The sequence below is a fragment of the Bdellovibrio sp. BIS2 genome, assembly GCF_055398295.1.
This window is the reverse complement of record NZ_AP035879.1, coordinates 73,289-99,168: the sequence shown is the minus strand read 5'-3', so window position 1 is coordinate 99,168 and position 25,880 is coordinate 73,289. Positions and strand designations below refer to the sequence as shown.

General features: G+C 49.2%; 24 protein-coding genes and 3 tRNA genes. 9 read left to right on the top strand and 18 right to left on the bottom strand.

Going from position 1 to position 25,880, the window contains the following annotated elements; genetic code table 11:
• Positions 1-3: 3 nt before the first annotated feature.
• The 5 genes from ACZ520_RS00500 to ACZ520_RS00480 all read left to right on the top strand — a co-directional run bounded on the left by ACZ520_RS00500 (position 4) and on the right by ACZ520_RS00480 (position 5,493).
• Positions 4-2,220: an ATPase, T2SS/T4P/T4SS family gene (locus tag ACZ520_RS00500; protein ID WP_088566668.1), complete on the top strand. Its 2,217-nt coding sequence runs from the start codon at positions 4-6 to the stop codon at positions 2,218-2,220.
• Between the two features lie 3 nt (positions 2,221-2,223).
• Positions 2,224-3,099 (top strand): type II secretion system F family protein, encoded by an 876-nt coding sequence (locus ACZ520_RS00495; protein ID WP_011162725.1) that lies wholly within the window; start codon positions 2,224-2,226, stop codon positions 3,097-3,099.
• Positions 3,100-3,129: 30 nt separating this feature from the next.
• Positions 3,130-4,782, top strand: coding sequence for a DUF6531 domain-containing protein (locus ACZ520_RS00490; protein ID WP_088566669.1), 1,653 nt, complete (start codon positions 3,130-3,132; stop codon positions 4,780-4,782).
• Between the two features lie 15 nt (positions 4,783-4,797).
• Positions 4,798-5,103: a hit locus gene (locus tag ACZ520_RS00485; RefSeq protein WP_088566670.1), complete on the top strand. Its 306-nt coding sequence runs from the start codon at positions 4,798-4,800 to the stop codon at positions 5,101-5,103.
• Between the two features lie 189 nt (positions 5,104-5,292).
• Positions 5,293-5,493, top strand: coding sequence for a hypothetical protein (locus ACZ520_RS00480; RefSeq protein ID WP_088566671.1), 201 nt, complete (start codon positions 5,293-5,295; stop codon positions 5,491-5,493).
• 103 nt (positions 5,494-5,596) lie between these two features.
• On the opposite strand, the gene ACZ520_RS00475 is transcribed toward ACZ520_RS00480, so the two are convergent.
• Genes ACZ520_RS00475 through ACZ520_RS00465 form a run of 3 tightly spaced genes read right to left on the bottom strand, consistent with a single transcriptional unit; the run spans position 5,597 to position 7,460 of the window.
• A complete protein-coding gene (locus ACZ520_RS00475; protein WP_088566672.1) occupies positions 5,597-5,857 on the bottom strand; it encodes a hypothetical protein in 261 nt (86 codons plus the stop codon).
• Positions 5,844-6,236, bottom strand: a complete 393-nt coding sequence (locus ACZ520_RS00470) for a response regulator (RefSeq protein WP_011162721.1) — start codon at positions 6,234-6,236, stop codon at positions 5,844-5,846. Before ACZ520_RS00470 ends, ACZ520_RS00475 begins: the two co-directional genes overlap by 14 nt.
• A gap of 42 nt (positions 6,237-6,278) precedes the next feature.
• Positions 6,279-7,460 carry a hypothetical protein gene (locus ACZ520_RS00465; RefSeq protein WP_464127022.1) on the bottom strand — a complete coding sequence of 394 codons (1,182 nt, stop codon included), beginning with the start codon at positions 7,458-7,460 and terminating at the stop codon, positions 6,279-6,281.
• Positions 7,461-7,537: 77 nt separating this feature from the next.
• On the opposite strand from ACZ520_RS00465, the gene ACZ520_RS00460 reads away from it, so the two are divergent.
• Positions 7,538-9,124, top strand: coding sequence for a hypothetical protein (locus ACZ520_RS00460; RefSeq protein WP_464127020.1), 1,587 nt, complete (start codon positions 7,538-7,540; stop codon positions 9,122-9,124).
• A gap of 64 nt (positions 9,125-9,188) precedes the next feature.
• On the opposite strand, the gene groL is transcribed toward ACZ520_RS00460, so the two are convergent.
• The 7 genes from groL to ACZ520_RS00425 form a co-directional block, all read right to left on the bottom strand.
• Positions 9,189-10,829, bottom strand: coding sequence for a chaperonin GroEL (gene groL, locus ACZ520_RS00455; protein WP_417867389.1), 1,641 nt, complete (start codon positions 10,827-10,829; stop codon positions 9,189-9,191).
• A gap of 32 nt (positions 10,830-10,861) precedes the next feature.
• Positions 10,862-11,149, bottom strand: a complete 288-nt coding sequence (groES, locus tag ACZ520_RS00450; protein ID WP_038452046.1) for a co-chaperone GroES — start codon at positions 11,147-11,149, stop codon at positions 10,862-10,864.
• Between the two features lie 175 nt (positions 11,150-11,324).
• Positions 11,325-11,831: a hypothetical protein gene (locus tag ACZ520_RS00445; RefSeq protein ID WP_374031683.1), complete on the bottom strand. Its 507-nt coding sequence runs from the start codon at positions 11,829-11,831 to the stop codon at positions 11,325-11,327.
• A 194-nt stretch (positions 11,832-12,025) separates the two neighbouring features.
• Positions 12,026-13,138 (bottom strand): hypothetical protein, encoded by a 1,113-nt coding sequence (locus ACZ520_RS00440; RefSeq protein WP_464127018.1) that lies wholly within the window; start codon positions 13,136-13,138, stop codon positions 12,026-12,028.
• 106 nt (positions 13,139-13,244) lie between these two features.
• Positions 13,245-13,320 (bottom strand) — tRNA-Asn (locus tag ACZ520_RS00435).
• Positions 13,321-13,377: 57 nt separating this feature from the next.
• Positions 13,378-13,833, bottom strand: coding sequence for a hypothetical protein (locus ACZ520_RS00430; protein ID WP_464127016.1), 456 nt, complete (start codon positions 13,831-13,833; stop codon positions 13,378-13,380).
• Between the two features lie 68 nt (positions 13,834-13,901).
• A tRNA-Arg gene (locus tag ACZ520_RS00425) sits at positions 13,902-13,978 on the bottom strand.
• 142 nt (positions 13,979-14,120) lie between these two features.
• Between ACZ520_RS00425 and ACZ520_RS00420 the strand changes: the two genes are divergently transcribed.
• Positions 14,121-14,211, top strand: a tRNA-Ser gene (locus tag ACZ520_RS00420).
• A gap of 49 nt (positions 14,212-14,260) precedes the next feature.
• Here ACZ520_RS00420 and queF read toward each other — a convergent pair.
• The 6 genes from queF to ACZ520_RS00390 all read right to left on the bottom strand — a co-directional run bounded on the left by queF (position 14,261) and on the right by ACZ520_RS00390 (position 20,176).
• Complete coding sequence (gene queF, locus ACZ520_RS00415) at positions 14,261-14,773, bottom strand: preQ(1) synthase (protein ID WP_464127015.1); 513 nt, start codon at positions 14,771-14,773, stop codon at positions 14,261-14,263.
• A gap of 55 nt (positions 14,774-14,828) precedes the next feature.
• Positions 14,829-16,865 carry a hypothetical protein gene (locus tag ACZ520_RS00410; protein WP_464127013.1) on the bottom strand — a complete coding sequence of 679 codons (2,037 nt, stop codon included), beginning with the start codon at positions 16,863-16,865 and terminating at the stop codon, positions 14,829-14,831.
• A 58-nt stretch (positions 16,866-16,923) separates the two neighbouring features.
• Positions 16,924-17,391 carry a nucleoside deaminase gene (locus ACZ520_RS00405; protein ID WP_374034491.1) on the bottom strand — a complete coding sequence of 156 codons (468 nt, stop codon included), beginning with the start codon at positions 17,389-17,391 and terminating at the stop codon, positions 16,924-16,926.
• 131 nt (positions 17,392-17,522) lie between these two features.
• Entirely contained in the window at positions 17,523-18,626 is a 1,104-nt protein-coding gene (locus tag ACZ520_RS00400) for a hypothetical protein (protein ID WP_464127010.1), read from the bottom strand.
• 14 nt (positions 18,627-18,640) lie between these two features.
• Positions 18,641-19,762, bottom strand: a complete 1,122-nt coding sequence (locus ACZ520_RS00395) for a hypothetical protein (protein WP_011162704.1) — start codon at positions 19,760-19,762, stop codon at positions 18,641-18,643.
• A gap of 9 nt (positions 19,763-19,771) precedes the next feature.
• On the bottom strand, positions 19,772-20,176 hold the full coding sequence (locus tag ACZ520_RS00390; protein WP_416479693.1) for a DUF333 domain-containing protein: 405 nt from the start codon (positions 20,174-20,176) through the stop codon (positions 19,772-19,774).
• 118 nt (positions 20,177-20,294) lie between these two features.
• On the opposite strand from ACZ520_RS00390, the gene ACZ520_RS00385 reads away from it, so the two are divergent.
• Positions 20,295-22,352 carry a hypothetical protein gene (locus ACZ520_RS00385; protein WP_416479694.1) on the top strand — a complete coding sequence of 686 codons (2,058 nt, stop codon included), beginning with the start codon at positions 20,295-20,297 and terminating at the stop codon, positions 22,350-22,352.
• A complete protein-coding gene (locus tag ACZ520_RS00380; RefSeq protein ID WP_464127008.1) occupies positions 22,336-24,285 on the top strand; it encodes an adenylate cyclase in 1,950 nt (649 codons plus the stop codon). Before ACZ520_RS00385 ends, ACZ520_RS00380 begins: the two co-directional genes overlap by 17 nt.
• Here ACZ520_RS00380 and ACZ520_RS00375 read toward each other — a convergent pair whose 3' ends face one another.
• Both ACZ520_RS00375 and ACZ520_RS00370 read right to left on the bottom strand, forming a co-directional pair.
• Entirely contained in the window at positions 24,286-24,921 is a 636-nt protein-coding gene (locus ACZ520_RS00375) for a DedA family protein (RefSeq protein ID WP_088566952.1), read from the bottom strand.
• A 45-nt stretch (positions 24,922-24,966) separates the two neighbouring features.
• On the bottom strand, positions 24,967-25,779 hold the full coding sequence (locus ACZ520_RS00370) for a DUF4476 domain-containing protein (RefSeq protein ID WP_374034486.1): 813 nt from the start codon (positions 25,777-25,779) through the stop codon (positions 24,967-24,969).
• Positions 25,780-25,880 lie beyond the last annotated feature (101 nt).

Genomic DNA, 25,880 nt, shown 5'->3' with positions numbered 1-25,880 from the left:
TGTTTGGCTATCAATCCTAATTGTAATCTCATCGCAGTGGTTGGCGGTAAAGGCGGCGTTGGAAAATCCGTCTTCGCAGCCAATTTCGCCTGCACCATCATGAACGAACTCCGCAGCCAGGTTCTTCTGATCGATGCCGATGCCAAGAGCGTCGGCGATCAGAACGTGATCATGGGTCTGAAACCCCAAAAGACACTGAAAGAACTTGCAAGCTTCCAGGGATCTTTGAACTCCCAGCCAATGAACACTCTTGTGACCATGCACCAGTCAGGTTTGGCTTACCTGGGTGCAGTTCGTGGCCCGGAAGAAAGCCTGAACATCAATCCGGATCTTTTGGGAAAACTGCTGGAGTTTTTCTCTCGCGCTTATAAATTCATTATCGTCGACGTGGGTACCGATCTGGGCCCGGCACAAATGGCCGTGCTTCAGGAAGCCACCGCCATCATGATCGTGACGACTCCGGAAGTTCTGGTCGTGACGCAGACTCAGCGTCTGGTGAATGAGCTTTTGTCGGCCACATTCCCGAAAGACATGTTCCAGTTAGTGATCAACAAAGCTTCTCCAACGGGTCTTTCCCCGCAAACGATTTCAAATCAATTGCAACTTCCTTTCCTGGGAATTATTCCTCAGGATGAAGCCACTTCCATGATGTCCCTGCAAAAGTACACCCCTTTTGTGATCTCGGCGCCCAAAGCACCAGTCACAGCGGCGTACTATGATGTCGCCCGTAAACTGACCGGCGGTATTTTGCAGCGCCTGAAAACCGTGGCGCGTCCGAAGCCGGCTCCGGCAGCCGCAGCCTCTGGCGATGCGGGTGGCACGGTCAACACTCAAGGAATGGATGCCCGCACCCTGCTGAAAATCCGCATCCATAACGAACTGATCCGCACCGTGGATCTGAAAAAGCTTCTGGTCGACGGCAAGCAGGATGAAAACAAAGAAAAAGAAGTTCGCGAAAAAACCAAACGCGAAATCACCCTGATCGTGGACCGCGAGGCCCCGGATGTCGCGCGTGAAGAGCGCTCCAAACTGATCAAAGAAGTTTTGGAAGAAGCACTGGGACTGGGGCCTTTGGAAGATCTTCTGGCCGATCCGGATGTCACCGAGATCATGGTTAACGGTAATAAACGGGTCTTCGTCGAGAAAAGTGGTAAGGTTCAGCTCAGCCCTGTGACCTTCACCTCCAACGATCACTTGCGCCGAATTATCGAGCGTATCGTGACACCACTGGGTCGTCAGATCAATGACTCGACTCCGTACGTGGATGCGCGTTTGAAGGACGGTTCGCGTGTGAACGCCGTGATTGAGCCTTTGGCCATTGACGGACCGGCACTGACCATTCGTAAATTTAAAAAAGGTGGTATCACCGCTGAAAAGTATATCGGTTACGGAAGTATCACCAAGAACATGATCGACTTCCTGCGCATCTGCGTGGAAAACGGTCTGAACGTGGTGATCTCTGGTGGTACCGGTTCAGGTAAAACATCCCTGCTGAACATGCTGTCTTCCTTCATCCCGTCCAACGAACGTGTCATCACGGTCGAGGATGCGGCCGAGCTGCAGCTGCAACAGGAGCACGTCGTGCGCCTGGAAACCCGCCCGGCTTCGATGGAAGGTTCTAACGCCATTCACATCCGTGACCTGATCAAGAATGCCCTGCGTATGCGTCCTGACCGCATCATCGTCGGTGAGTGCCGTGACGGCGCCGCCCTGGACATGTTGCAGGCCATGAACACGGGTCACGATGGTTCCATGACCACGACTCACGCCAACTCTCCGCGTGAATGTGTGGCCCGTCTGGAAACACTTTGTATGATGTCCGGTATGGACCTGCCAATGCGTGCGATCCGTGAACAGATCGCCGGTGCGGTGAATCTGATTGTGCAGATTTCCCGTCTGTCCGACGGAAGCCGTAAGATCCTGAGCATCACCGAAGTGGCGGGCATGCAAGGAGACGTGGTGACTTTGGCTGAAATCTTCAGATTCAAAGAAACCGGTTACGACAAAAACAGAAAGATCCAGGGTGTCTTCCAGGCAACTGGTACCATCCCAAGCTTTATCCAGAAACTGAGCGACAAGGGTGTGGTGATCCCGCGTGAGATCTTTGCCAATGACCCGAATGCAGGCACACCGGCAGCGGCCGCTCCTGCGAAACCACCAATCCCAGCTGCGATGGCCCCGAAAATGCCAGGCGTGGCTCCAGTGAAAAAATCGGGGTAAGTCATGAGTTTCCTGTTTAACGAATGGGTTATGATCCCTCTGTTTGGCATCTGCGTTTTCGTCATCGTCATCCTTTGGGCTGACAAGGCGATTGCGTGGCTGCACAAGCGCAGCCTTGGCCAGCGCGACGAGGTGATCAAGATTCTTCGGGTGATGGGAATGGACGTCGACGAAAAGAAAGTCACCCTGATCATCCTGCTGATGAGCTTCGGTTTGGGTGCCCTGGTCTTCCTGATCTTCTGGCCAAGTGTTTTGATGGGTGCATTCTTTGGTGCTTCCATCACCGTGGCCGGCTGGCAGTTGCCACTGCTTTTGGTGCGCATGATCTATGAACAGCGCTGTACCAAGTTTGTGGATCAGATGGTCGATGGTCTGACGATCATGGCCAACGGTATCAAGGCCGGATCCAATCCGCAGGAATCGATGAAACGTGTGGTGGAGATCATGGGAAATCCCATGAGCCAGGAATTTGCGCAAGTTTTATATCAGATGCAAGTCGGTGACAGCTTTGAAAGCGCACTGAATGACCTTGGCAACCGCATCCCGCGCCCGGATGTGCAGATGTTTGTGACCTCCATCAACATCTTAAAAGAGACCGGTGGTAATCTGGCAGAAACTTTCCAGACCATCGTACTGGTCGTGCGCGAACGACAAAAAGTAGAGAAAAAAATTCAGGCTTTGACCGCTCAGGGGATGATGCAAGGGATAATCGTCACTCTGATTCCGTTTATCTTGATGGCCGTGTTCCTGGTGATCGATCCGGCGTTCATCAAACCTATGTTTAACACAACCCTAGGTCTAGTGTTACTGGCAGCGATGCTGGGTCTGCAAATAATCGGTGGCGTGCTTATTAAAAAGCTTGTTACCATTAAAGTGTAGTTTGTCAGTTTCAAGGAAGAGGTATCGATAATGAAGAAAGCACTCTTGGCGTTCGCCTTTCTTTTTTCTGCCCAGGCGTTCGCGCTTGTGGATATGAAAAATGCCAACTACTCCAACACCTGGATTGATATGGATGTTCCGGGCAGCGGGTATGATCTGAAAATCGTGCGCACCTATAACAGCCGTTCTCTTTTCAACGGTATGTTTGGCTTCGGCTGGTGTTCTGATTTCGAAACCGCGATGGAAGTCACTGCCGAAGGCAACATCAAGGTGAAAGAATGCGGTGGTGGTCTTGAAGTGACCTTCTCTCCTCGTGAAATCACCCGCAAGGACGTCGACAGCTCTATCGCCCAGATCGTGAACAAGATGAAAGCGGAAAAGAAAGTCGGCCTGACAGAGGCGGCGATCAACACGCTGAAGACACAGTTGCTTGAAGACGACAGCCTGCGTGCGGAATATGCCCGTCAGTACGGAATCACGGTTCCGGTAAAAGAAGGCACCAAATTCTACGCCAACGGCCGTGAAGTTGAGCACTTCATTTTCAACAAAACCTATTACACCAGAAATCTTCCTGATGGCAGTTCCCAGCGCTTCAGCCCGCAGGGAAAACTGACTCATATCTATGACAAGAACAACAACTTCCTGAAATTCGACTATGACAAGGACGTGATTTCCACGCTCCAGGACAACAACGGTCGTCGTCTGACTTTCAAATACTTCCAGAACAAAAAAGTAAAAACCATCACCGGTCCCAACGGTCTGATGGCGGAATACAAGTTCGCCAATCTGGATGACCTGGCTTCCGTAAAGAATGCCTGGTTGAAAACATACACTTATGAATACGATGAACTTCACAATCTGACCAAGGCGACCTGGCCGGATAAAACGTTTGTCGCCTTGAAATACGACAAACAAAAAGACTGGGTTCTGGCGTTTGCAGACCGCGATAAGTGTATCGAGACCTACAAATACGAAGACTCTCCGACAGATCCGAAAAATCACTACTGGTCCACAGTGAAAAAGACCTGCGGCAAAGAAGTGATGGCGGATAATAAATATGAATTCTGGCACCAACAGCGCGCGGACGGTCAATATTACCTGCAGCGTGTGATGACGACCGTAAACGGCAACGTCACAGACATCACTTACCATGAGGTCTTTGGCAAACCCGTTTCCATCCGTCGCAATGCCGACCGTATCTCTTACGAATACTATCCAGATGGCCTGGTGAAGGTGAAAGCCGCACCAAACATGAAGATGGCATTTGAGTACGATCCGAAGGTTAAAAAGGTCAGCTCTGTGAACAGCACTTACTTCAATGAAAAAGGTGCCAAGGTGGCCGTTAAAGCCGCTCAGTTCAAATACGATGGCAAAGGAAACCTTGCCTATGCCCAGAACAGCGATGGCCAGAAGATCAATATGACATATGATAACCGCGGCCGTATTGCGACCATTACAGATCAGGCCAAGAAAGTGGTTAAAATCGAGTACGAGGAACGCTATGGGAAGCCATCTGTAGTTACCCGTCCCGGTTTGGGCACAATTGTGGTAAGCTATAAACCAAATGGTGAAATCAGCAAAGTGGACAGCAAAGAGGGGCCATCTGTAGCTATGCAGGTAGCCAGCACATTTAATAACCTCTTGGATATCATTGCTCCCGCAACTGCGGAACTTTACCTCTAAGGAGAAGGTGATTATATGAAAAGACTCTTGGTTCTTTCCATCTTGCTGACCCTGGGCTTCTCCTTTGCGGGAACGGCCTCTGCTGACGAAAACGCCAACCGCCCGGTAAACCCTGGTGAAGACCCGAATGAAGCCTTCAGATCGTCTCCTTTTGAGGCGACGACATCGGCTTTGGGCGACTGCCGTGAGTGTATCGCCTACCGTACCGGCGCCACCACGGGCAAAGGCTCCCGTCGCCATGACGACACTGTTTCCAGAGAAATCAAAGGCTCCAGCGCGACGCCGGGTGGATCTGAGAAATCCGGCACCGGAAGACAGTAATCCCATCTGTCTAGAAACCTGACACTCGCCTTACACAAAAGGGCTTTGGACATCCAAAGCCCTTTCTTTTTGCCCTGAAACCCTCCGAATTGTCTCACCCTGAGACGAAAACTCTGGCACACGCGATGCAATAGACCTCATTGAGTTCTTAATGATGTTTTTAAGTGTGTAAGAAAGAAGGAGAGTTTTATGAAGAAAATCGTACAAGCCACTATTGCTATGTCTTTGATCGCCTCTGTGGCAATGGCAAACACGGGTGTTTCTTGCAAAAACAACAGCGGAAGCGGTCGTCATTCCTCGACAGCGTTCAAGCAGGAGTTCAAAGCGAAGGTTGCTAAAGACACTTCGACTAAGACTTCCAAAGAGAAAACAAGCAAAGGCTGGAACTAATCCACGCGCTTTGGCTTGAATTGAATATGCCCCCTAGGGAGAGTGACTATCCCCCCCTTACAGTCGCTCTCCCTTCCCCTTTTTAAAAAAAGGGCAGGGTGAACTAGCGAATCGCTTTTTCGTGAGCGCCTTCCTGGAATCCGTCCACCGTGCTGGCCACGCCATCACCCAAGGAACGACCCAGATTTCTGATCGCCATGGCACCACCAGCGGCCGCACTTTGAATGTACTGAGACACCGTGGATTTCTGCAACCAGCGGAAAGAATGAGATTCAATCGAATCGCCGCCCACTTTCACCTGCATCAAAACAATCAGCAAGGCTGTCGCAGCAAAGCACTTCAATACAAATTTAAGTTCTTCCATGAGTCGATTCTCCCAGATGCGGTAATACTTTTGTGATTTCTTTTAAAAGCTGTTCTTTGCTGAATGGTTTTGGCAGATAGGCATCAAAGCCCGCCTCGAAGGCTTTCTGCACCAGAGCTTCCTGATCGATTGTGGAGCAGCCGATGATTTTAATATCAGGATGAAGCTCTTTCAGAATCTTTGCTGTTTCAATGCCGTTACGAAGTGGCATGACCATATCCAAAAATACCAGATCGGGCAGTGTGGCTGAAACCAGCTCTACCGCCTCGTCCCCGTTGGCAGCTTCGCCGACGCACAGGCCCCCTTCCGAGGTCACAATATTTTTGATAAGTTCACGCAAGAAGGCGGCATCATCAATTACAGCAAAACGAATCTTCATACCGCCAGTATAGAATTTAGCAGGCTTTTTTGTGAGTGGATTTTAGTGACCCCAACGATAGCCCAGTGAGAACATATAAAGCGAATTGGTCACGCTGACATTGTTCGGAGTCAAACCTGTACCAGGGTCTGGCAGACTGGCGGGACCGTCAAAGACGTTTCTTTCAGTCGAAGCACCCAGGCTCCAGATCATCTGGCTTTCGCGGGTGAATTTCCATTCCCCACCGACATCAAGGCCAATGCGCACACTTTCTTCGCCTGCACCGGATTGGATATTGGCACCCGCCGCACCTTCAGAGTGCTGCAGACGCGGGAAGAAGCTTCCCCCCAGTGTCCAGGCATAGTTCGCCGACACAGGAATCCGCGCTTTCAACCCCACACCCAGCCCTTGTGTTTTCAGACGAGCACGGGAGGTGTTATCACTGGGAACCGTCATCTTGTTATCACTGTACAACAAAGAAAATTCCAATGAATTGGATTTACGGGAAACGCCGAAGAACTTACGGAAGTTCAGACCCAGATCAACAAACTCATACTTTGCCGAAACGCGGGACTGATCTGCATCGATAGAGTCCACATCCGCCGCAAACGAGAACAAAATCTGTCCGCTCACACCAATCAACGGCGTAAACCAAACGTTCGTGCGAATCTTTAGAGCATTAAAGAAACTCTGATAATCCCGGAACGTATAATTGGACTGCGAATCGTTGTATGCCACCACGGGCATCACGTCCAGCTCCAGACGATTGTTGCGGATGTCATCTTCGTGGATTTGCTCGCGATAGAAATCAAAAATTTTGGAGGCCTTGTCAGAGAAAAGACTTTCCGCCTGCTCACTGATCGTGGGTTCCTCGACTTCAGGCGAGGTTTCTGCACCCGTCACTTTCGGAGCGGCTGCCGGCGCGACTGGAGTCGCCGCTGCTGCCTGAGCTTCGGCCGCAGCTTTGACTTCAGCTTCTTTCTTCGCAGCCAGTTCCTTTTCTTTCTTTTCAGCTTCGGCTTTTTTCTCGGCCTCAAGCTCGCTGGTCTTCAGTGTTCTGACAGCGACACCCTCGGAATCTGTGATCACCGGAGTCGCTTCTGCTTCAGATGCCGGACTGCGCTTGTTGGCCTTGCGAACCTCATAGCGTCCTGAAGAAAAACCCTCCAGACCCACTTGGGCTGATGCCGGATAAGCTGAAGCAAAAAGAGCTGCAAAAATCAGAAAGGAAAATGAAGACTTCATAAGAAATCTTTCGGCTTTCGGTCCGTATTACTTGACGCCAAATTGACCTGTTTTCAGAGGCAGTGCAGAATAAATTTATGAAATCATTCTTCCTAGGTTCTCTCTTCGTCGCGTCCTGTTTCATTTCAATCAGTCCGACTGCGTGGGCCCAGACCAATGCCCAGAACGTCTATGTCAGTGCTGCCGACCAAGATCTTGCGATTAAATCCATTGTGCTGGTTCCAACCACCGACAACGTGGGTGGTATCTACGCAAAACCTGCCGAAGAAGAACTTAGAAATCTTTTGAACGAAGACAAGCAATGGTCTTTGTCCAACTTCCCAAAAGATCTGAAAATCAAATCTGAAACTTTGGATGAAAATCCATCCGAAGTTCAAACCGTTCTGCAATCCACGCAAAGCGAAGCGGCCCTGACCTCGAAAATCATTCGTGGTCCGCGTGGGATTTCCATCACCCTGACTCTGTTTGTGGGCCGTGAAGGCCTGCCGCTGCTGCAGGAATCCCTGAATGACTACAAGGGTTTTGAAACCGCCGAGATCAAAAATGAAGTCCGTCGCCTGTTTGAAAACCTGAAGTACCGCATGCCTTTCCGCGCCACTATTCTAAGCCGCCGGGGCCAGCAAGTGACCCTGAATCTGGGCAGCAACTATGGTCTTAAACCTGACAGCCGTGTGTCGGTGGTTCAGATCATCAAGATCAACCGTCATCCCAAACTCAAATTCATGATCAGCACCGAAAAAGAAGTTCTGGGCCGCGTGAAACTTTTCAAAGTGGAACCGTTCATGAGCTTTGGTTACGTCGAAATGGAAAAAGATCCGGGCGTGATCACCGTCGGCTCCAAAGTGATGCCGGATGAGTTTGTAAAGTACTCAACCCCGATCACCACCCCTTCCGGAAAAGTCCTGCAAGATATCAGCACCCGCCCGGACAAGGACGTGGCGTTTGGCGAAGAGCCCACCGAATGGCTGCCGACAATGCCTCCGCAGTTCGGTAAGGTGGAATTGATGGCGGGCTTTGGCAACTACACCCAAAACACCAGCCTAACGACACCAGAGTCGGTGAGTGGCAGCAACAACTTCGCTCCGAACATTTTGGTGCGTGGTGAGCTGTGGCTGAATCCGGAATGGTACATGGGCGTTCACCTGCGCCAGTCTGTGTTTTCGATTGATAACAACCAGGCCGGAAGCTCCCCTTCGTCTTTGAACATGTCTGTGGGTCAATACGGCGTGAATGCGGGCTACAACTTCCTGCTGACCAATGACTTCTTTGGACCGAAGCTTCAAATCGGTGCGGGTTACATGACCACAAAGTTCACTGTGGATGGCAGCACGCCCACCACCTTCACCAGCATGGACTATAGCGGCTTCTTAATCAGCCTGGCCGGTCAGTTCCCCCTGTCTGAGGAAATCCCGGTGGATATCGGCGGACGCTTTGATTTCTATATGAATCCCGGCATGAGCGAGTCCCAGGACAGCGGTTCAGGATCTGACAGCAAGATCAATTCCTTCAGCTTCTTTATGGATTATAAAATGAAAACGCGCTTTAAGATCCGCGGCGAGCTGATGATTGAAAACTACAGCACGGATTTCTCAGGAGCCACCCGCGCCACCAGCACCAGTCACAAGATGACAACATTGTTCGGTGGGGTTCAGTACCTGTTCTAAAATAAAAAAAGCCTGGGTTTAGAGCCCAGGCTTTTTGCGTTAAGCACAGTCAGTAGTCAGAGGACTACATCATGCCACCCATGCCGCCCATACCGTCGTGGCCAGGCATCGCAGGAGCTGCAGATTCTTTCTTAGGTGCTTCAGCGATCATAGTCTCTGTCGTCAGCATCAAAGAAGAAACGGAAGCTGCGTTGGTCAAAGCGCAACGAACAACTTTAACTGGATCGATAACACCGTCTTTGATCAGATCAGTGTATTCGTCAGAGTAAGCATTGAAGCCCCAAGTTGTGGACTTGTTCTGAAGGATACGATCCAAAACGATCGCGCCATCCAAACCAGCGTTAGCCGCGATTTGACGAATTGGCTCTTCGCAAGCACGTTTGATGATAGTCGCACCGAATTGCTCTTCTTCAGAGAATTTGGATTTGTCGATTTTCGTGGAAGCACGAAGCAAAGCAGTACCACCGCCCGCTACGATACCTTCTTCAACCGCAGCGCGAGTCGCGTTCAAAGCGTCTTCTACACGGTGTTTTTTCTCTTTCATCTCAACTTCAGAAGGAGCACCAACGTGGATAACTGCAACACCGCCAGCCAATTTAGCCAGACGCTCTTTCAGTTTTTCTTTGTCGTAATCAGAAGAAGTCTCTTCGATTTGCGCTTTGATCTGACCAACACGGCCATTGATGTCGTTCTTTTTACCAGCGCCATCGATGATTGTAGTGTTGTCTTTGTCTACAACGATACGTTTTGCAACACCAAGGTCAGCAACAGTCGCTGCCTCAAGTTTCAAACCAACGTCTTCAGAGATCACTTTCGCGCCAGTCAGGATCGCGATGTCTTCAAGCATTGCTTTACGACGGTCACCGAAGCCTGGAGCTTTAACTGCAGCGATGTGCAGAGTGCCGCGCAATTTATTAACAACCAAAGTTGCCAATGCTTCGCCTTCAACATCTTCCGCGATGATCAACAATTGACGGCCTTGTTTTGCAACGCCTTCAAGGATACCGATCATGTCTTTCATGGAAGAGATTTTTTTGTCGTAAACAAGAACGTAAGCGTTCTCAAGAACTGCTTCCATTCTTTCTGCGTTGGTTACGAAGTATGGAGAAAGGTAACCACGGTCGAATTGCATACCTTCAACTACAGTCACTTCAGTTTTTGCAGTTTTGGATTCTTCGATAGTGATAACGCCTTCACGGCCTACTTTATCCATAGCGTCTGCCAACATCTGACCGATTTCTTTGTCATTGTTTGCAGAGATAGCACCAACTTGAGCTACTTCGTTGGAACCTTTTACCGGTTTGGACATGGATTTCAATTCGTCGATAACGATTGCTACTGCTTTGTCGATACCACGTTTGATGGACATTGGGTTGTGACCCGCGGAAACAAGTTTCGCGCCTTCACGGTAGATAGCTTGAGCCAACACTGTTGCAGTTGTTGTACCGTCACCAGCTTCGTCATTGGTTTTGGAAGCAACTTCCTTAACCATCTGAGCGCCCATGTTTTCGAATTTGTTTTCAAGTTCGATTTCTTTCGCAACAGTCACACCGTCTTTAGTGATCAGTGGGGAACCGAAAGATTTGTCGATAACAACGTTGCGGCCTTTAGGGCCCAAAGTTACTTTTACTGCGTTCGCCAGAGTGTTCACACCTTTAAGGATGTGTGTACGAGCGTCTTCTGAGAATGTGATTACTTTACTCATGATTTTCTCCGTTTACTTATTGATAAAAAGAATTAGTTGAATACGCCCAGGATGTCTTCTTCGCGCATCATCAGGTATTCTGCGCCATCCAGTTTCAATTCAGTTCCAGCGTATTTGCCGAAAAGAACTTTATCGCCAACTTTAACTTCCAATGGAAGGATCTTGCCATCTTCAGTTACGCGGCCTTTGCCAGTCGCGATGATTTCACCTTTTTGTGGTTTTTCTTTTGCAGTGTCAGGAATGAAAAGACCGCCAGCGGTTTTTTCTTCTTCCGCCATTCTGCGAACTAGAATTCTGTCATGAAGTGGGCGAACGCCAATTTCGTTCTTAGCCATTGTGAGCCTCCGTTTAAAACTCAGTTATGTATAAACTGTATTTACGGATGCTAATATGAATCGGCTGTGGAAAGAGTCAAGGTCGGGCGCCCAATTTTCCTGAATGAAACAGTTTGGCGCACCGAATAAAGATTAAGACTTATTTAGAATTTTCGAAGGCTTATTTAACGCCGTCTTTTCCAAAGTTATTCGCACTGGCCGGAAGGTCCGAAGAATGCGCCCCGAACACAGAGTTCGCATAGGCCGTCATCAGCTCCGCCACCTCTTCCGGGGACAGTTTGCCGGCCACTTCATTAAAAGCGGTCTTTTTATCCTGAACCTTGGTGAGATAACCCACGAAATAGTCCGTCACGGAAAGGTCTTTGGCGACTTCAAGGTCATAAATTTCCTCACGAAGTTCGCGTTCCAGCTTTTCCACAGAGATATCCTGAGAAGCCACCGCCTCCAAACCCGCGCGGTGAGCCATGTTGGGGTCCGTGCCGGCAGCAGCCAGGCGGATGCCTTTGCGGGCGTCGATCTGGGACTTCAGGGTCGTAACTTTGACCTGAGCCTGTTGAACTCTTTCCGTTTTCCACTCCCTATAACTCTTCACTTCGGCGCCAGCTTTCATAGTGAAAGCCGTCAGGCTCCAAAAGGCGATTAGGGGCAGATATTTAATAAGGCGCATGAGTCCTCCAGCAGACGTCCGATAATTCCAAAGCCCCATAATACAAAGGCTATGCCCGGCGAAAGATGGCTCATTTGCAATATAAACGATTTGGACCCTGAAATATGGCCCAATTGGGTCACTTTGAGACAAAATAGGCTTTACAGGAAATTGATACAAAGACGGGGCCGGAAAGGACCCCGGAGGCTGGCGACCTATAACGGCTTGCTGAGTTTGATCAGGTCCTTGTGCAAAGTCTGCGCTTTCTTGTCGATGGACTTGGAAAAGTTCGGTGTCGTCAGTTTGAAAACCAACACCGCCATCATGAAGGCAGATTTGTCTTTATAGTTTTGCGCCAGCTCGCGTTTTGCCTTCAGCAATTCTTCGTCTTTTTGCAAAGTCTGAATCAGCTCCGTTGCTTTTGCATCTTTCAAAAGATCCTTCACCGATTTCACACCCTGATCGCGCAGCTTTAGCTCTTCATAGAAGGACTTGAGGTATTTGGCCTCTTGGTCGTCGACGGCTTTTCCCATAGTGGCCGCCGGATTTTTTGCACCCTTAATCTGATCAATCACTGCCGCGACCGGCTTTACCCCTTCGCTCCAGTCAAAAGATCCATAACCTTCCGGATACAAAAGTTTGATCAGACCTGGAAAACCCACCAAGGCTGTTTCTTCGGAACTTTCTTCTTCAAGCTCTTCTTTGTTGAATTCAAACTTCCCGGATTTCAGCTCTGGCAGCAGCAACGCGGGGGTGAGCACCATCTCAAAGCGGAACTCTTTTTCCAGATGCGCTGAAGGACTCCAGTCCTTGATGTTGCGTTTTAATTCGGACAGCTTCGCGCGATCATCGTCACTCATGTTTTCTTTGGAAAGTTTCGCCATTTCTGTCAGAGAATCTTTCAACAGCGCCATGCCGATCTGCCCGGTGATAACTGGCATTTCACAATTGCCGAAGTGCCACCACAAGTTTGCAAGTTTCAGACTTTGCTCCCAGGATTTTGCAGTGATCGCTTCGTCATTCAGTTTTTTGGAAATCTCCAAAAGCCCGGTCATCGGCAGCAATCCCGAAGAGGTGGTCGCCTGAAAAGCGGAGCACGTGGTGAAATCACCTTCTTCAGACAGTGCACGCAGGGACTGTTCTGGATTTTCCGAGGTCAGCACTTTTTCCATGCGAAGATACAGGTCTTTGTCATTGGCGGCCGGAATTTCAAATTTCGCAGATTTTTTTAAGTGAGGATTGATGCCAGAAATGGATTCGTTAAAAACCGGAGCCGAAGCAAGAACCTGAATCGGAAGAATCAACACGCTGAAAATCCAAACCTTCATGGCAAACTCCTTTTAGGAGATTCCATGCTATCGAATTTTACAGGGGGTAAAAATAAAAAAACCAAGTCTTATGGACTTGGTTTTCTTAATCACAATCTAAAAAGATTGGCTCAGAAGGAGGGACTCGAACCCCCGACCCAGCGGTTAACAGCCGCTTGCTCTACCGACTGAGCTACTTCTGAACTCGGTGAAGGGCTAAATTAGCGGCTTTGGGCGGTTCTTGTCAAACAGAAATAATCTTAAGGGACTGCAAGCCGATCCAAAGCCTTGGAAAGCATCGGAGAGCTAAAAGGCATCCCTTTGACGCGGAAAACCGGCTTTCCCGGAACCTGCTCAAGGATCACAATCTCTCCAGACGACGCCCCATGGGCCGCCAGGATCTTTTTAAATGAGCTTTCCTCGATCCCCTCCATAGAAAAGGCCCCCATCATGATTTCACAGACGGAACTGATGTCTTCAGGCTTTTCCAGGGTTTTAACAACGGCGCCGGCTTGATCAAAGATTTCCACTTTCGGGGCTTTTTCCGGGCACCAGTTCAGGGGGCGATAGTCACTGCCAATCAAAAGACCCAGCGCGCTTTGCGGGTCGGAAGCCTTGTCCTCTAAAGCGCCGCCATCCAGGGCCTTCATGCCATAGAAAACGCCGACCAGGGCCAAAACCATCATGCCGATTTTAAGATATAATGTGCTTTTCATCGCTCAAACGTAACTCGGCGAGTTGAAACTGGCTAGCTATAACATGGGAAGTAAAAAGAGAGAAAAAATGGTGCACTCGAGAGGATTCGAACCTCTGACCACATGATTCGTAGTCATGTACTCTATCCAGCTGAGCTACGAGTGCACTGTGAAAGAGAAGTATAGATAGACTGCGGCCAGGGAAAAATCAAGCATTCTTGATAATTTTACAAAAAGAGTCGAGGCAAGACCTTGATTAACGGGCTGGGCTATGGCAATTTGGATCCTCAGTCGAGAAAACCGACCGCGGAGAGGTGGGTGAGTGGCTGAAACCAAGCGTTTGCTAAATGCTCGTACACCAAAAGTGTACCGAGGGTTCGAATCCCTCCTTCTCCGCCACTTTAACCTGCCTTCGAGCAGGTTTTTGTGTTTCTGGGCCGACCCATCCTTAGTAAAGCTTTGAAAGCTCCATAGAATACTTGCCCGGAGCATATTCACTCATGCGCTTCTTATAAAGATCCTGGAAGAACTTATCTTTAGCCGCATAGTTGGCGTAAGGGTAAATCGCAATCCCCCCACGCGGGGTGAACTCACCGATGACTTCAATGTATTTGGGCTTCATCAACTTCACCAGATCATCACAAATGGTCTGCACGCAGTCTTCATGGAAGTCACCGTGGTTGCGGAAGCTGAACAGATACAGTTTCAGGGATTTGGATTCGACCATCTTTTTGTCAGCGATGTAGTTGACGAAGATTTTTGCGAAATCCGGCTGACGGGTCTTAGGGCACAACGACGTGAATTCAGTGCACACAAAAGTTGTCCAGGCGATCTTGCCCGGGTTTTTGTTGTCAAAGGCCTCCAGAACTTCTGGAGCATATGTTTCAGGGTAATGAGTTTGATTTTCACCCAAGGCGAAATCAGCAAGCTCTTTAGAATCACGGCCGTTTTTCTTTTTCATGGGGACCTTTTTAAGAGATATCCCCACTATTAGCAACGGTATCTTTTACAGGCGCCTAGTTGATATTGGCGGCACCAATGTAACGAGCCAGCCAATATCCATACAGATAATCCACCCCTGAGTTTTCCACACCTTTTCGGTGAGAATCCTGATACAGGAAGGCCCCGTCTTTCCAGACAAAGTTGCTGGTAAAGGCCTGCAGCTCAAATACCGGATAGTTATACAAACCCTGATAGAAATAGCTGACGGGTGGTTCCGGTTTTTTCAGGGACTTCCAGAACAGCCTTGGAATCGGAGACATGCACCAATCCGGGCGCAAAGAGTGATCAATCGTCACATCCAGATTTGGGCGCGGATACGGGATTTCGCGAAGGCCCCAAGCAGCCTGATTCAAAGATGCATTGAACTGCGCCTCGCTGCTTTCCGAGCGGAAGTTCCCACCGCGGGTTCCGTGTTTATACGCAAAACCGTAAGCCACCAGAGTCTGCAAATGTCTTTGCGCCGGGGAATAGGTCACCCAGGCATCCATCAGACGCTCGCGCAACTGATCGCGGATTTTACTTTGCCCCAGCAGATCCGCCAAAGTGATGTCCGTGATATCACCCACCAACCCCAGATTGATCCCGCTCCAGTCGGCAGAGCCATGCCAGTAGAAAGTGGTGTCGAAGCTGTAGCCGGTCACCTTGGTTTTAATCTTGTCGTAGTATTTGATGTACTGCTCTTTGAAAGAGGCATCATTTGTCAGCCAGGCCGCCAGTCCCAAGGCCGCCGGGCGGTTCTGGGATTTGTCATTCACAACCTGTAGATCAATCAGCTTGCGGGAATTGGCACGAAGCTCTTTCCAAAGTTCGGTTTCACTTTGTGGAAGCACCATTCCGGCCCACAGGAAGCCATGAGTGATTCCTTTGATCATGTCGTTGTTGCCGCCCTCAAGCCAGATCAGATGCTGGAACTTGCCTTCACCGCGATGCCACTTTGCCGGAACGGGCTGGGCTGGATTATACAGGGCCAGTGTTCTGGCAAACTGCTGAGGATCGTTGGTGATCTCCATCAACGTCATCAAACCGCGCAGGGATTTCTTCACGTTATCCAAAGCTTCGCTGTCTTTGGTCTTCAGATAGCGCATCGCCTGAGAACCCACATACATTCCCGTCCACAGAGCGGCGTCACCGTCGAAGGAATAATTCAGCAGACGTCCACTTTCATCCAGGACAGCGTGCGCGACCATACCGGCTTCATTGATATGGAAATCGCGGGTGTTCTTGTCATAGCTCTTGGCTTTTTCTTCCAGCGATGGAGCATACGCGTTTCGTTTTACCGCTGCCTCCGTGATGCTGATGTCATCGACGATTTTGTTGGTGACACGAATCACGTCCTTGTTATTGCGATAGAACTGAAAGTCCGTGGGATCAAAAACGATATAGGGATTTTCGTTTTTGTATTCAGGACGGTTCTTATAGGATTTCACCAACGGATCTTTTTCATAACCGATGTCGCGCTTGAAAAGATTGATCACACCACGAACTACCAAAGGAACCTTTGGCCCCTGGGCGCTGATGTTCTGACGCTGATTGACCCACAGGGGTTGCGCCTCTAGATCGCGACGGGTGGTGATCCATTCGTTGTAGTTAGAAACTTTTTTATCGGCATAGTGAGTTGCAAGACCGTTCGGGGTCACCACATAGCGCGAAAGCACCGTGATCGGCGCACCGAAGTCTGAGGGGTCCCTCTTTTGATTTCCCAGCTTCGTGATGAAATCACCCTGGCGAATGTCATAGGAGATAGTCAGGGAATCATGCGTGGCCACGGCTTTCCCGGTCCACACTTCCTGCACTTTCAAGCCATCAAAGAAGTAGTTGATGTAGGTGACCATGCGAACCACATCAAAAGTTCCATCGGAAGCTTTGCGCAGTTCAAGCTCGCCGTTATACGGTCCACGCGTGGAAGAAGTCCCCTGCAAAAACCAAATACCCTCCATGCCGCCATTGGCTTGCAGAGAGGCGATATCGCGGGGGATTTGTTTTTCCTTGTGCTGGCAGGACAAAGAGACAACAACGCTCAAAAAAAGAAAAAGGAATGAAAGTGCTTTCATTCCTTTATTCTCTCTGACTTGTGATGGGGACTGCAGTCCCAAAACTATTTACTGGGCTTTAGTACGGAACCTTGTCGGCTTTATTGTCCCACTCTTTGAAAACTTCCAATGCTTCTGTGTGAGCGCATTGAACCATGGGTACTTTGCGGTCTTTGAGGTCTTTTGGAATTTCCTGATAAAGGAAGTCGTCGTCGAAGTTGATTTCAGCGGCATCTTTGCGGGTGTTGCCGTAATAGATCTTTTCGATGCGTGCCCAGTAGATTGCAGACAAGCACATTGGACAAGGTTCGCAGCTTGTGTAGATTTCCGCACCAGCCAGTTCAAAATTACTGATTTTGGAGCAAGCGTCGCGGATAGCAGAAACTTCAGCATGCGCGGTCGGGTCGTTGGAGGACGTCACTTTGTTCCAACCTTCACCGATGATTTTGCCGTCTTTAACAATGACTGCCCCAAAAGGACCGCCTGCGCCGGCACGCATGTTGTTTCTGGAAAGCTCGATGGCTCTTAACATAAATTCTTTGTTCATAGGCCGACGAATTTATGGGGACTCATGGAGTTAGTCAAGTTGAGCTTATGTTGCCAAAATTAAGGTAAGCTCAGGAAAATAACGCCAAGCCGCCTCGAATCAAGGCCGCGTTTAGCGTCAGTTGAAATGAATTAGTTTTGTGCCTGCTCAAGCCAGGTCAAAGCACCCAGCTCATAGAACGAACGATCCAAAAGGACCTTGGCATCCACCCAACCATCGCTGTTGGCATTCTGCCATCCTTCACCCCAGGAGTTTTGAACTTGCAGGGCTTCGTAGCAGTCGCCTGCGCTTCTGCAGACTTTGCGGTAGCCTTTGATGACGACGCCGTGGCCCTCGCCAGCCCTGCTTCCATCTTTATTTTTTAAGTCTCCACATGCCTTCAAAGATTTAACGGTAACTTTTTCTTGAGCACAGAAGGAAAAAGCAATTGGGCGTTTCTTGGACAAAACTTCTTTAATTTTACTAATAGTGGAGGCGTAATTGGATTTTGATTCTGTGGGAAATTGTTTAAGGTTCCACGAATCACTCATTAAAAGCATATTCTTCATATCCAAACAGGCGTCAGGGACTAAAAGTCTGTCCAAAAAAATCCCATAAGATTCCTGAGAAAACGCCTCTAAAATATCTTTATTAGATGCTTTAAGATTAAACTTGTCCTTCAGCTCCTGCGACTTTGCAGTAGCATACTCCAAACCACATGAGGCACATTCTTTGGATTTCTTGATAAATGTGTCATAAGAATCTTTAAATGTCTTCCACATGGATATTTCAAGATTCTGAGCCTCAACTGGGTCTTTTACATTCGCTACGACTTGGTTAAATGGCGCACATGATTCTTTCACAGAAAATTTACCTAAAGATCTCTGCAAAGATAATGCAGCCGAGCCGCCCTCATTCAATCCGACAAAGCTTTCTCTATCCTCATCGCTCATTCCCTCTGGCAATTTCGAACTGTATCTTGCAACATCCAATGCCGAAAAACGCTTATCATCACCTACATTCGCACAATCTGAAATGCTATTTTTAACACAATATGCTTCGTTCAGAAGTGTAGAGGCGACAAAAGAATAGCAGATTCCAAAAGTATCCTGGGAACGCGTCGGTGGCATATTCGTGACAGCCAATACGCCACCATCGTCTTTCAGCAGCTCTCTTGGAATTGGGTCCAAGCCCATCGCGGCATGTGATTGGGGCGCTATTAGAACTAGAAAAATAAATTTCCATAGTTGTCTCACGGGGCCCTCTTTTCCTAGCTGCGAGGCTGCAACCAGTTTAAAGCGTAGGTCTCATAGAAGGTGCGATCCAGAAGCTCTTTTGCATCCACCCAGCCGTCATCATTTGATTTCTGCCAGCCTTCACCCCAAGAGTTTTGCACCTGAAGTTCCTGACGGCAGACACCTTTGGAATTACAGATTTCGCGATAGCCTTTGATCACCACCGCGTGACCCGCACCGGACACATTCCCCGAAGCGTCCTTGATTTCTCCACAAGCTTTGTTGGATTTCACCGACAGAGGATCTTGAGCGCAGAAACTAAGGGCCAAGGGTCTTTTTTGTGTCAGGACTTCTTTGACTTTGTTGATCGACGACTTGTAGTCGCCTTTTTCACCTTCCATAGGGAAGGACTTTACCGCCCACTTACCCTCAAGACTGATCATGTCCGACATCTTACGGCATTCTTTAGGAATCAAAAGCTTATCCAGGAACAAAGAATAGGACTCTTGTGAAAACGCATCTAGAATCTCCTTGTTCGAAGCTTTCAGATTATAATTCTGTTTAATATCGTTGGCTTTGGCAGTGGCATACTCAAGACCACACTCAGTACATTCGGCATTTTTCTTTCTGAAGCTCTCATAAGAATCTTTCAACGACTTCCACATGGCGATTTCCAGATCCTGGGCCGCCTGTTCGCTGCCAGCCCTGGCGACGATCTGATCCGTTGGAGCGCACTGCTCACTGACGGCATCTTTGGCTTTGTTGATATTCAAAAGAGTGAAGACGGGCATACCTCCCTCGTTTAGTCCCTTGTAGTCCCGCCACATTTCCCCATCCGCGCCTTCTTCGGGGGCACGACTGTACCGAGTGACATCCAAAGCCGAGACCCTTTGTGAATCCGGGGCAGTGGCGCAACTGGCATTTCCACTTTGCACACAGTTTGCCTCATCCACCAATACTGCCGCCACGGCAGCATAACAGATCCCAAAGCTATCCTGAGATCTCACCTTTGGCATATTAGTCACTTGCACAGTGGATTCACCCTTTAAGGCGTAGCCCTCTCCATACTTTATTTGGGAATGCGGGATCATTCCATATTCGGCCAGCGTTGTACTGGCTCCGAACAGAATTGAAAATGCCACCAACAGTCTCTTCATTGCCTCAACCTACTGCTTCTTGGAAAAGTGTTTGTTATAAAGAGTCCACGAATCAATCACCGAGCCGTCCGGAAAAACGCAGTAATCGTACTCTGCTTTTTTGGCATCAAGAAGAATACGATTCAAAGCCTTATGTGAAAGGCAATAACGAGCGGCTGGATTGCCGATCACACCCACATTCGGAGTCTTCGCCACATCCAACTTGGTCTGTGCCGCTTTCCAGGCGTCGCAGTTCATTTTGCCATTCTTTAAACAGCTTTCAGAAAGCGTCAGTCCCTGATAATCCAAAACAGAAACAACAACGTATTTTTTGGTCTCGGGAGTAAACATCTTCAGCTTGCGCACAGGCGCCGCTCCAGCATTTACGGTCATTAGAACCAAAAACAGCACCAGCAAAGTAAAAATTTGTCTCATATTGATATGATGAAAGAGCGGAAGATCTTAAGGAATGGTGCCAACTCAAAACTGGGCCATAGACCAGCCAGATCTAAGTACCGTAAACCAATCGGGCATTTATGCCGATTTATAGACTGTGAAGATCCTTCTAACCGCCATCTTTTTCCTTCAATCTGCGTGGGCTCAAAGCCCCGGGAAGACCTATTTGAAGGCGGACGAGATCGTTTACAACCCCGGCAAATTCAAACCTGGCCGCTATGTCATTTCCTACAAAGATTTCGAAGACATCCGCTTGGATAGCAATCTCGATGGAAAGATTGACTTCTGGTATCTGAAAAAAGGCTCCACGGAAATTTACACTCACTTCACAGATGGAAATCCTATCCGCTGGGAAGTTCGCACCAACAGAAGAAATGTCATCACCGAAGCTTCTTATACGATGGCGGGTGGTCGATGGACGCTCGAAGCTTCCGGAGTTCGCGCGCCGACCCTGATGAACCTGCAGGACGAAGGATGCGAAGTCACTGCGATCAAAAAGAAAATCACCTCTTTAGGCGAGGATCTTAACCGTCGCGCACTCGCAATGGGAATTGAAGAGCACCTGATCGACAGTGGTTGCCAGGACAAATTATCCGAAGACTTCCTGCAAAGCCTCACCGATTCACTCAGTAAAAATCTGACTTCCTCCAACAAACTGACTGACTGCCTGAACGGCGAAGAGTTCAAAAAAGCCTTCTCCAAAGATAAAATTCCGGTTCAACCCGAACTGCTGGCGGCCAAGTATCAGTTGCAAGTGGCCCAGTTGGGAAAACAACCTAAAAACTATGGGCCGCTGGTCAAGTGCGAAAAGGCGAAGGATCAAAAGGCCGCCCTCAGCACGGATGAGACAACTGGATTCATTCATCTGGATCCGGAAGCTTTGAGTGGTGCGACCCCAGAAACCAATAAAAAATCCAATGCGGTGATTTCACCCTCCAGTATGGCCCATGAACTTCTGCATCGTGCGGGATTGAAGAGCGAAAAGGATGTTGCTGCAGTTGAACACTTCTGCAAAGGACACCCCGACAATTACCCGAAGATCTCCGCAATAGACATGACTACCTTCAGTATGACCCGAACCTTGAAAAAGAACGCTCAAGATGGCGCGGAACAGGCTGCCGCCCAGTCAACCGCCAATCTTATGGACCAGGAGATAAAAGCTAAGGCCAGCACTAATAAATCCGATAAAGGTATGGGCTCGGCGGCGACCTCGGCCGCTGTCAAAGGAGGCTCGCAGCAAGCATCTGCTGCCGCGACCGCCAATGTGCCGGTAGAGCTGACCGTAGCGCAAGTTCAGGTTCCGCCAGCTCCCACGTTGTCTGAATCCATCGTAAGTCCACCTCCGTCTACCGAGGCCGGTTCCCAGCAGGCCCTGGTCCGTTCAGCCTCCGAAAGCAGTGGCATGTTACGCATGGCCAACAACCTGGTTGGTGCGATGAACACCCAAGCTCTGGCCGCCACCGACACTGGCAGCTCGGAAGCTGGCAGCGGATCTTCTGAAGTCTCTCGCTCTGTCGCCTCGACAAAATCAAATGCTGCCATCAAGGGCTCCTCTTCCAATCCTGGTGCAGCCCTATTGAAGGCCTCTACCAGATCCATGGCCTCTGATGAAAGGGTGGTTGAACAAATCACGCTGGATGGCTCCAACATAGCTCCATCGGCCCCAGCGGCTGCCTCTTCTTCTAGAAATGTCGCAAGCACTTCTGCACCTTCTGCCTCCCGCGCTCCTGCAAACGAAAGTTCTGTTGGCGGCAGCGGCGGAGGGGAAGTGGCTGGTGGCAGCGCTTCCTTTGGAGGGAGTGGAGGTTCCTTTAGCGGTTCCGGAGCGGGCGCAGGCCTGGGATCGGCTCCATCACCATCTCCCGTTCGTGGACCGGCTGCCACTCGTCCTAGCGGCGGCGGTACGGAACCTGTGAAAAATGCCAAGTCCGACAACGGATCTTCGGCGCCAAGCGCCGCGCGGGATGAAGTGATCACATTTATTTCCAATAGCAACTATGCTCAGGCAAAAAAGAAGCTTTCGGATCCAGCATTCGGTAAGCAGCTTGAGTCCCAGAAAATCACCGTTCTGGATCTTTATGGCAATTCATTTGGGGCCACCAAAGGTGAGGTGATCTTCCTGGATCAAGGAGATCGCTTTGTTCGCCAAAAATAAAAAGAACAAGTCTGTCGTTGTCCTGATCGTCAGCGTTTTTTGGGTCGGGTACGTGATCGCCTCTGCGGTACAGTTCTATCTAAACGTGAAAGAGCTGACCGACCGCGAAGTCGAACGCCGCCTGATACAGATGCGCTTCGTGCAAGAAAGCTTCACTCCGCTGGTCATCACTGAGAACTTCACCCAACTGAAAGACCGACTGGAAGGTGCCCGCAACCTGTTCCTGATTGATTTCTACATTCTTCAGAATGGACCAGAGGTGGTTCTTTGGTATAACAACTTTGATAACTTAGCTGGAATCAACGTCGACTATCAAAACTTCAATCAAACTCTTGAGACTGACAAGCTCGCCATTCGCACCATCAAACTGATGGACTATCGCTTCACCGTGGGCGTCTTCCAGGACAAAAACCAAATCATGCTGCAAACAGCTTTGTCGATGAAAGGGCTGATCCTACAGGATCTTCTGATCGTAACACTGATTGTGGGCTTGGTCGTTTATCTGTTCCTGAAAGACATTTTGGACATCACACAGATTCTTTCCAATCGTGATCGCTCAAAGCTTGCCAGTATTAAGACCCTTTCCAAAGAGGGCCGTACACTTTTACAAGCCACCCAAACCTACGAAAGCACAAAAAAGTATCTCGAACACGAAAACAGATACTACTCAGATTCCCTGACCCCGGCCATCCTGCATGAAATGAAGTCTGGCCAGAAAGCTCCCTATGCTTTCCAAAGCACCATGATCCGCGTGGATCTGAACGGCTACACGCAGATCTTCCTGGATAAGAAGGACGAATACGTCACCGAGATCATGAACACCTACTTCATCAAAGCCCGCGAACTGATCGAACGCTATAACGGTTTGATCTATCAGTACGTGGGGGATGAAATCGTTTTCCATATCAAAGAAGATAAACAGAATTCCCAAGCCCTGGCGCTGGCGTGCCTGCGCAGTGTCTTTGAAGCCGCCCAGCAGATTGAAGCAAGCCTTCCCGAAGGGGCCGATCACTATTTCAAGGTAAAGGGCAGTTTTGTTCTGGGTAAAATCCGTTTTGTGAATCAGGATTCAGGCTTTGCCCTGAGTGGCCTGCCCCTGATTGAATCTGCCCGTCTGCTAAGTCAGGTGGATGACAAGGCTTCAAGCTCGGTCACTTTCTATGCGGAAGCCGCAGATTCCGTAAGTGGTCTTTGCACCATTTCCGACACAAAAGAGACTCTGCTAAAAGGTTTTGCCAAGCCGTCAACTCTTTATCGGGCAAAGGATTTCACGACGGTGACCGAAGCCCTGCACAAGGACGTGAGCCTTCTGACATACTTCCGCAGTGACGACGACCTTTGCGCCATTTATGAATTTTTGAATGAAGAAATCAGCAAGGGACAGGATCAGGCCTTCTTCACTGCCTTTGGCATTTTAAAGACCTTCAAAGTTAGGATGAGCGGGGAAGGGCAGGCCGATGCCTTTACCAAGTTCCTGCGCCATATCCTTACGGCAAATCAGTCCGGGAAAGCTAATGACAAAGTGCTTTCCGCTGCCATCTCATTAGCGTCGAACTTCGTCCCTTCCTATCTGGTGAAAGAATCATTGCTGGATACTTTAAGTTCCTGTCTGGAACATGCTGACCCGCGAGTTCAGGCCAATACCATCATCGTATTGGGAGATCTGGCTGAAGACATCGCCTTCCTCAGACGCTTCGTATATTCCAAGAATAATCGAGTGTCTGCAGATGCGTTGCTGGTCAGTGGTAAACGTAATATTGACAAGGAACTTGCCGAGAAGCTGAAGGAATACCTGGATTCCAAAAATCCGCTGTTCGTGGCCAGCGGCCGCTTTGTTGTGAAATCATTGGGTGAACACTATAAATCCGTGGACCCCGTGTTCTATGAGACCAATCCCCATTTAAAGGAACTGGTCTCGCGCTTGACTGGCTAATTACGCCTGCTTTCTCTTAAGCTTACTTGAAACCCACGGCCACACCATCGGCAGCAAAGAAACACCGATCACACCAAAGATCACGATATGGAAGTTCTGCTTCACCACCGGAAGATTTCCAAAGAAGTGGCCTGCCAGAACAAAGATCCACACCCACGCAATCGCGCCACCGATGTTGTAAACGATGAACTTACGGTATTGCATTTCACCGATGCCGGCTACAAACGGAGCAAAGGTGCGAACGATCGGAGCAAAGCGGGCAGCTACAATTGTAAAAGCCCCCCAGCGCTCATAAAAAGCGTGAGTTTGTTCCAGATATTTTTTCTTGAAGAAGCGGGAATCTGATTCAAAGACCTTCGGCCCCAAATACTTCCCGATATGATAGTTCACGGTGTCGCCCAGAATACCGGCGATCGTCAGACTGATCAGAATCACCCAAAGATTCAAACCACCTTCCACCACGGTGAAAGCACCCAGTGCAAACAGCAGGGAATCCCCCGGCAGGAACGGTGTCACCACCAGGCCGGTTTCAGCAAAGATGATCAGGAAAAGAATCACATACAGCCAAGGTCCGAAGAAAACGATCCATTCAGCGATGTGCTTATCAAGGTGCAATATAATATCAATGAGTTCCATCATAGGGGCCAGAATCTTAGCATTGGCCCCCAAGCGCAAGAAAAATCAGATCCCGACGATGCGGCGGGCCTCTGCGCGATCAAAATAACTGAATCTGTCTTCAATCATCTTGGAAAGGTTTTCTCGGTCCACAACAGTTGCATGCAACAAACGAAGCGCTTTGAATTTTCCTTCAGAGAACGGGAATTCAGACACCACATCACCCAACTGAACCGCCTGCATTTCCGGTTTCTTTTTCAACCCGCGGTAAGAGGCCAGATAAGTTTCAATCACCGCAAACTTGTCTTCATCCCGGGAGGCTCTGTCGAGTTGTTCCAGCATCACGTCCGTTTTGATGGCGAAGAATCTTTTGGTCATCAGTTTGTTGACGTTATAAACCTCGATTTCGGCACCCGCAGGCATGAAGACCTGAATGCGCACATAACATCCGCCTTCAAGCTGCACGATTTCACGGTTGCTGGTGGCAATTGAACAAGAATAGCTGCCGCTACCGATTAGATCCAAAGTGGTGCCGTTGGGTCTTTCGTTCACCGAGCCCCAGGAAGCTGATTTCGCCCACACACGATAGATGCGCAAAAAGCCAGCGTCCGCCGGAAGATCCTTGGAATAGACAACTTCAACGTCATCATCAAAACCAAAGACGTTCACGTTGATCTTTTCATAGCCGTCCACGCGGAACTCAATGTCTTCAATAGAGGGATTGTATTTGGAAGGAATGGATGACCAGTTGATGCGATTTTTTACGCTGGGCTTTCCGTTGGCGTTGTTGCCATCCTTAGAGCCACCGCCGCCGCTGTCACAGCCAGCAAGAAATGCCAAAGCCATCAATGAAACACAGATCTTGGAAAGAACTGACATAAAACACCCCACTGTTTTAAGCAGATCAAATCAAGACGAAGATCTAAAGGCAACGGAGATTTTCCCTTGGGATTAATCCAATTTCAAATTACCAATTTCCA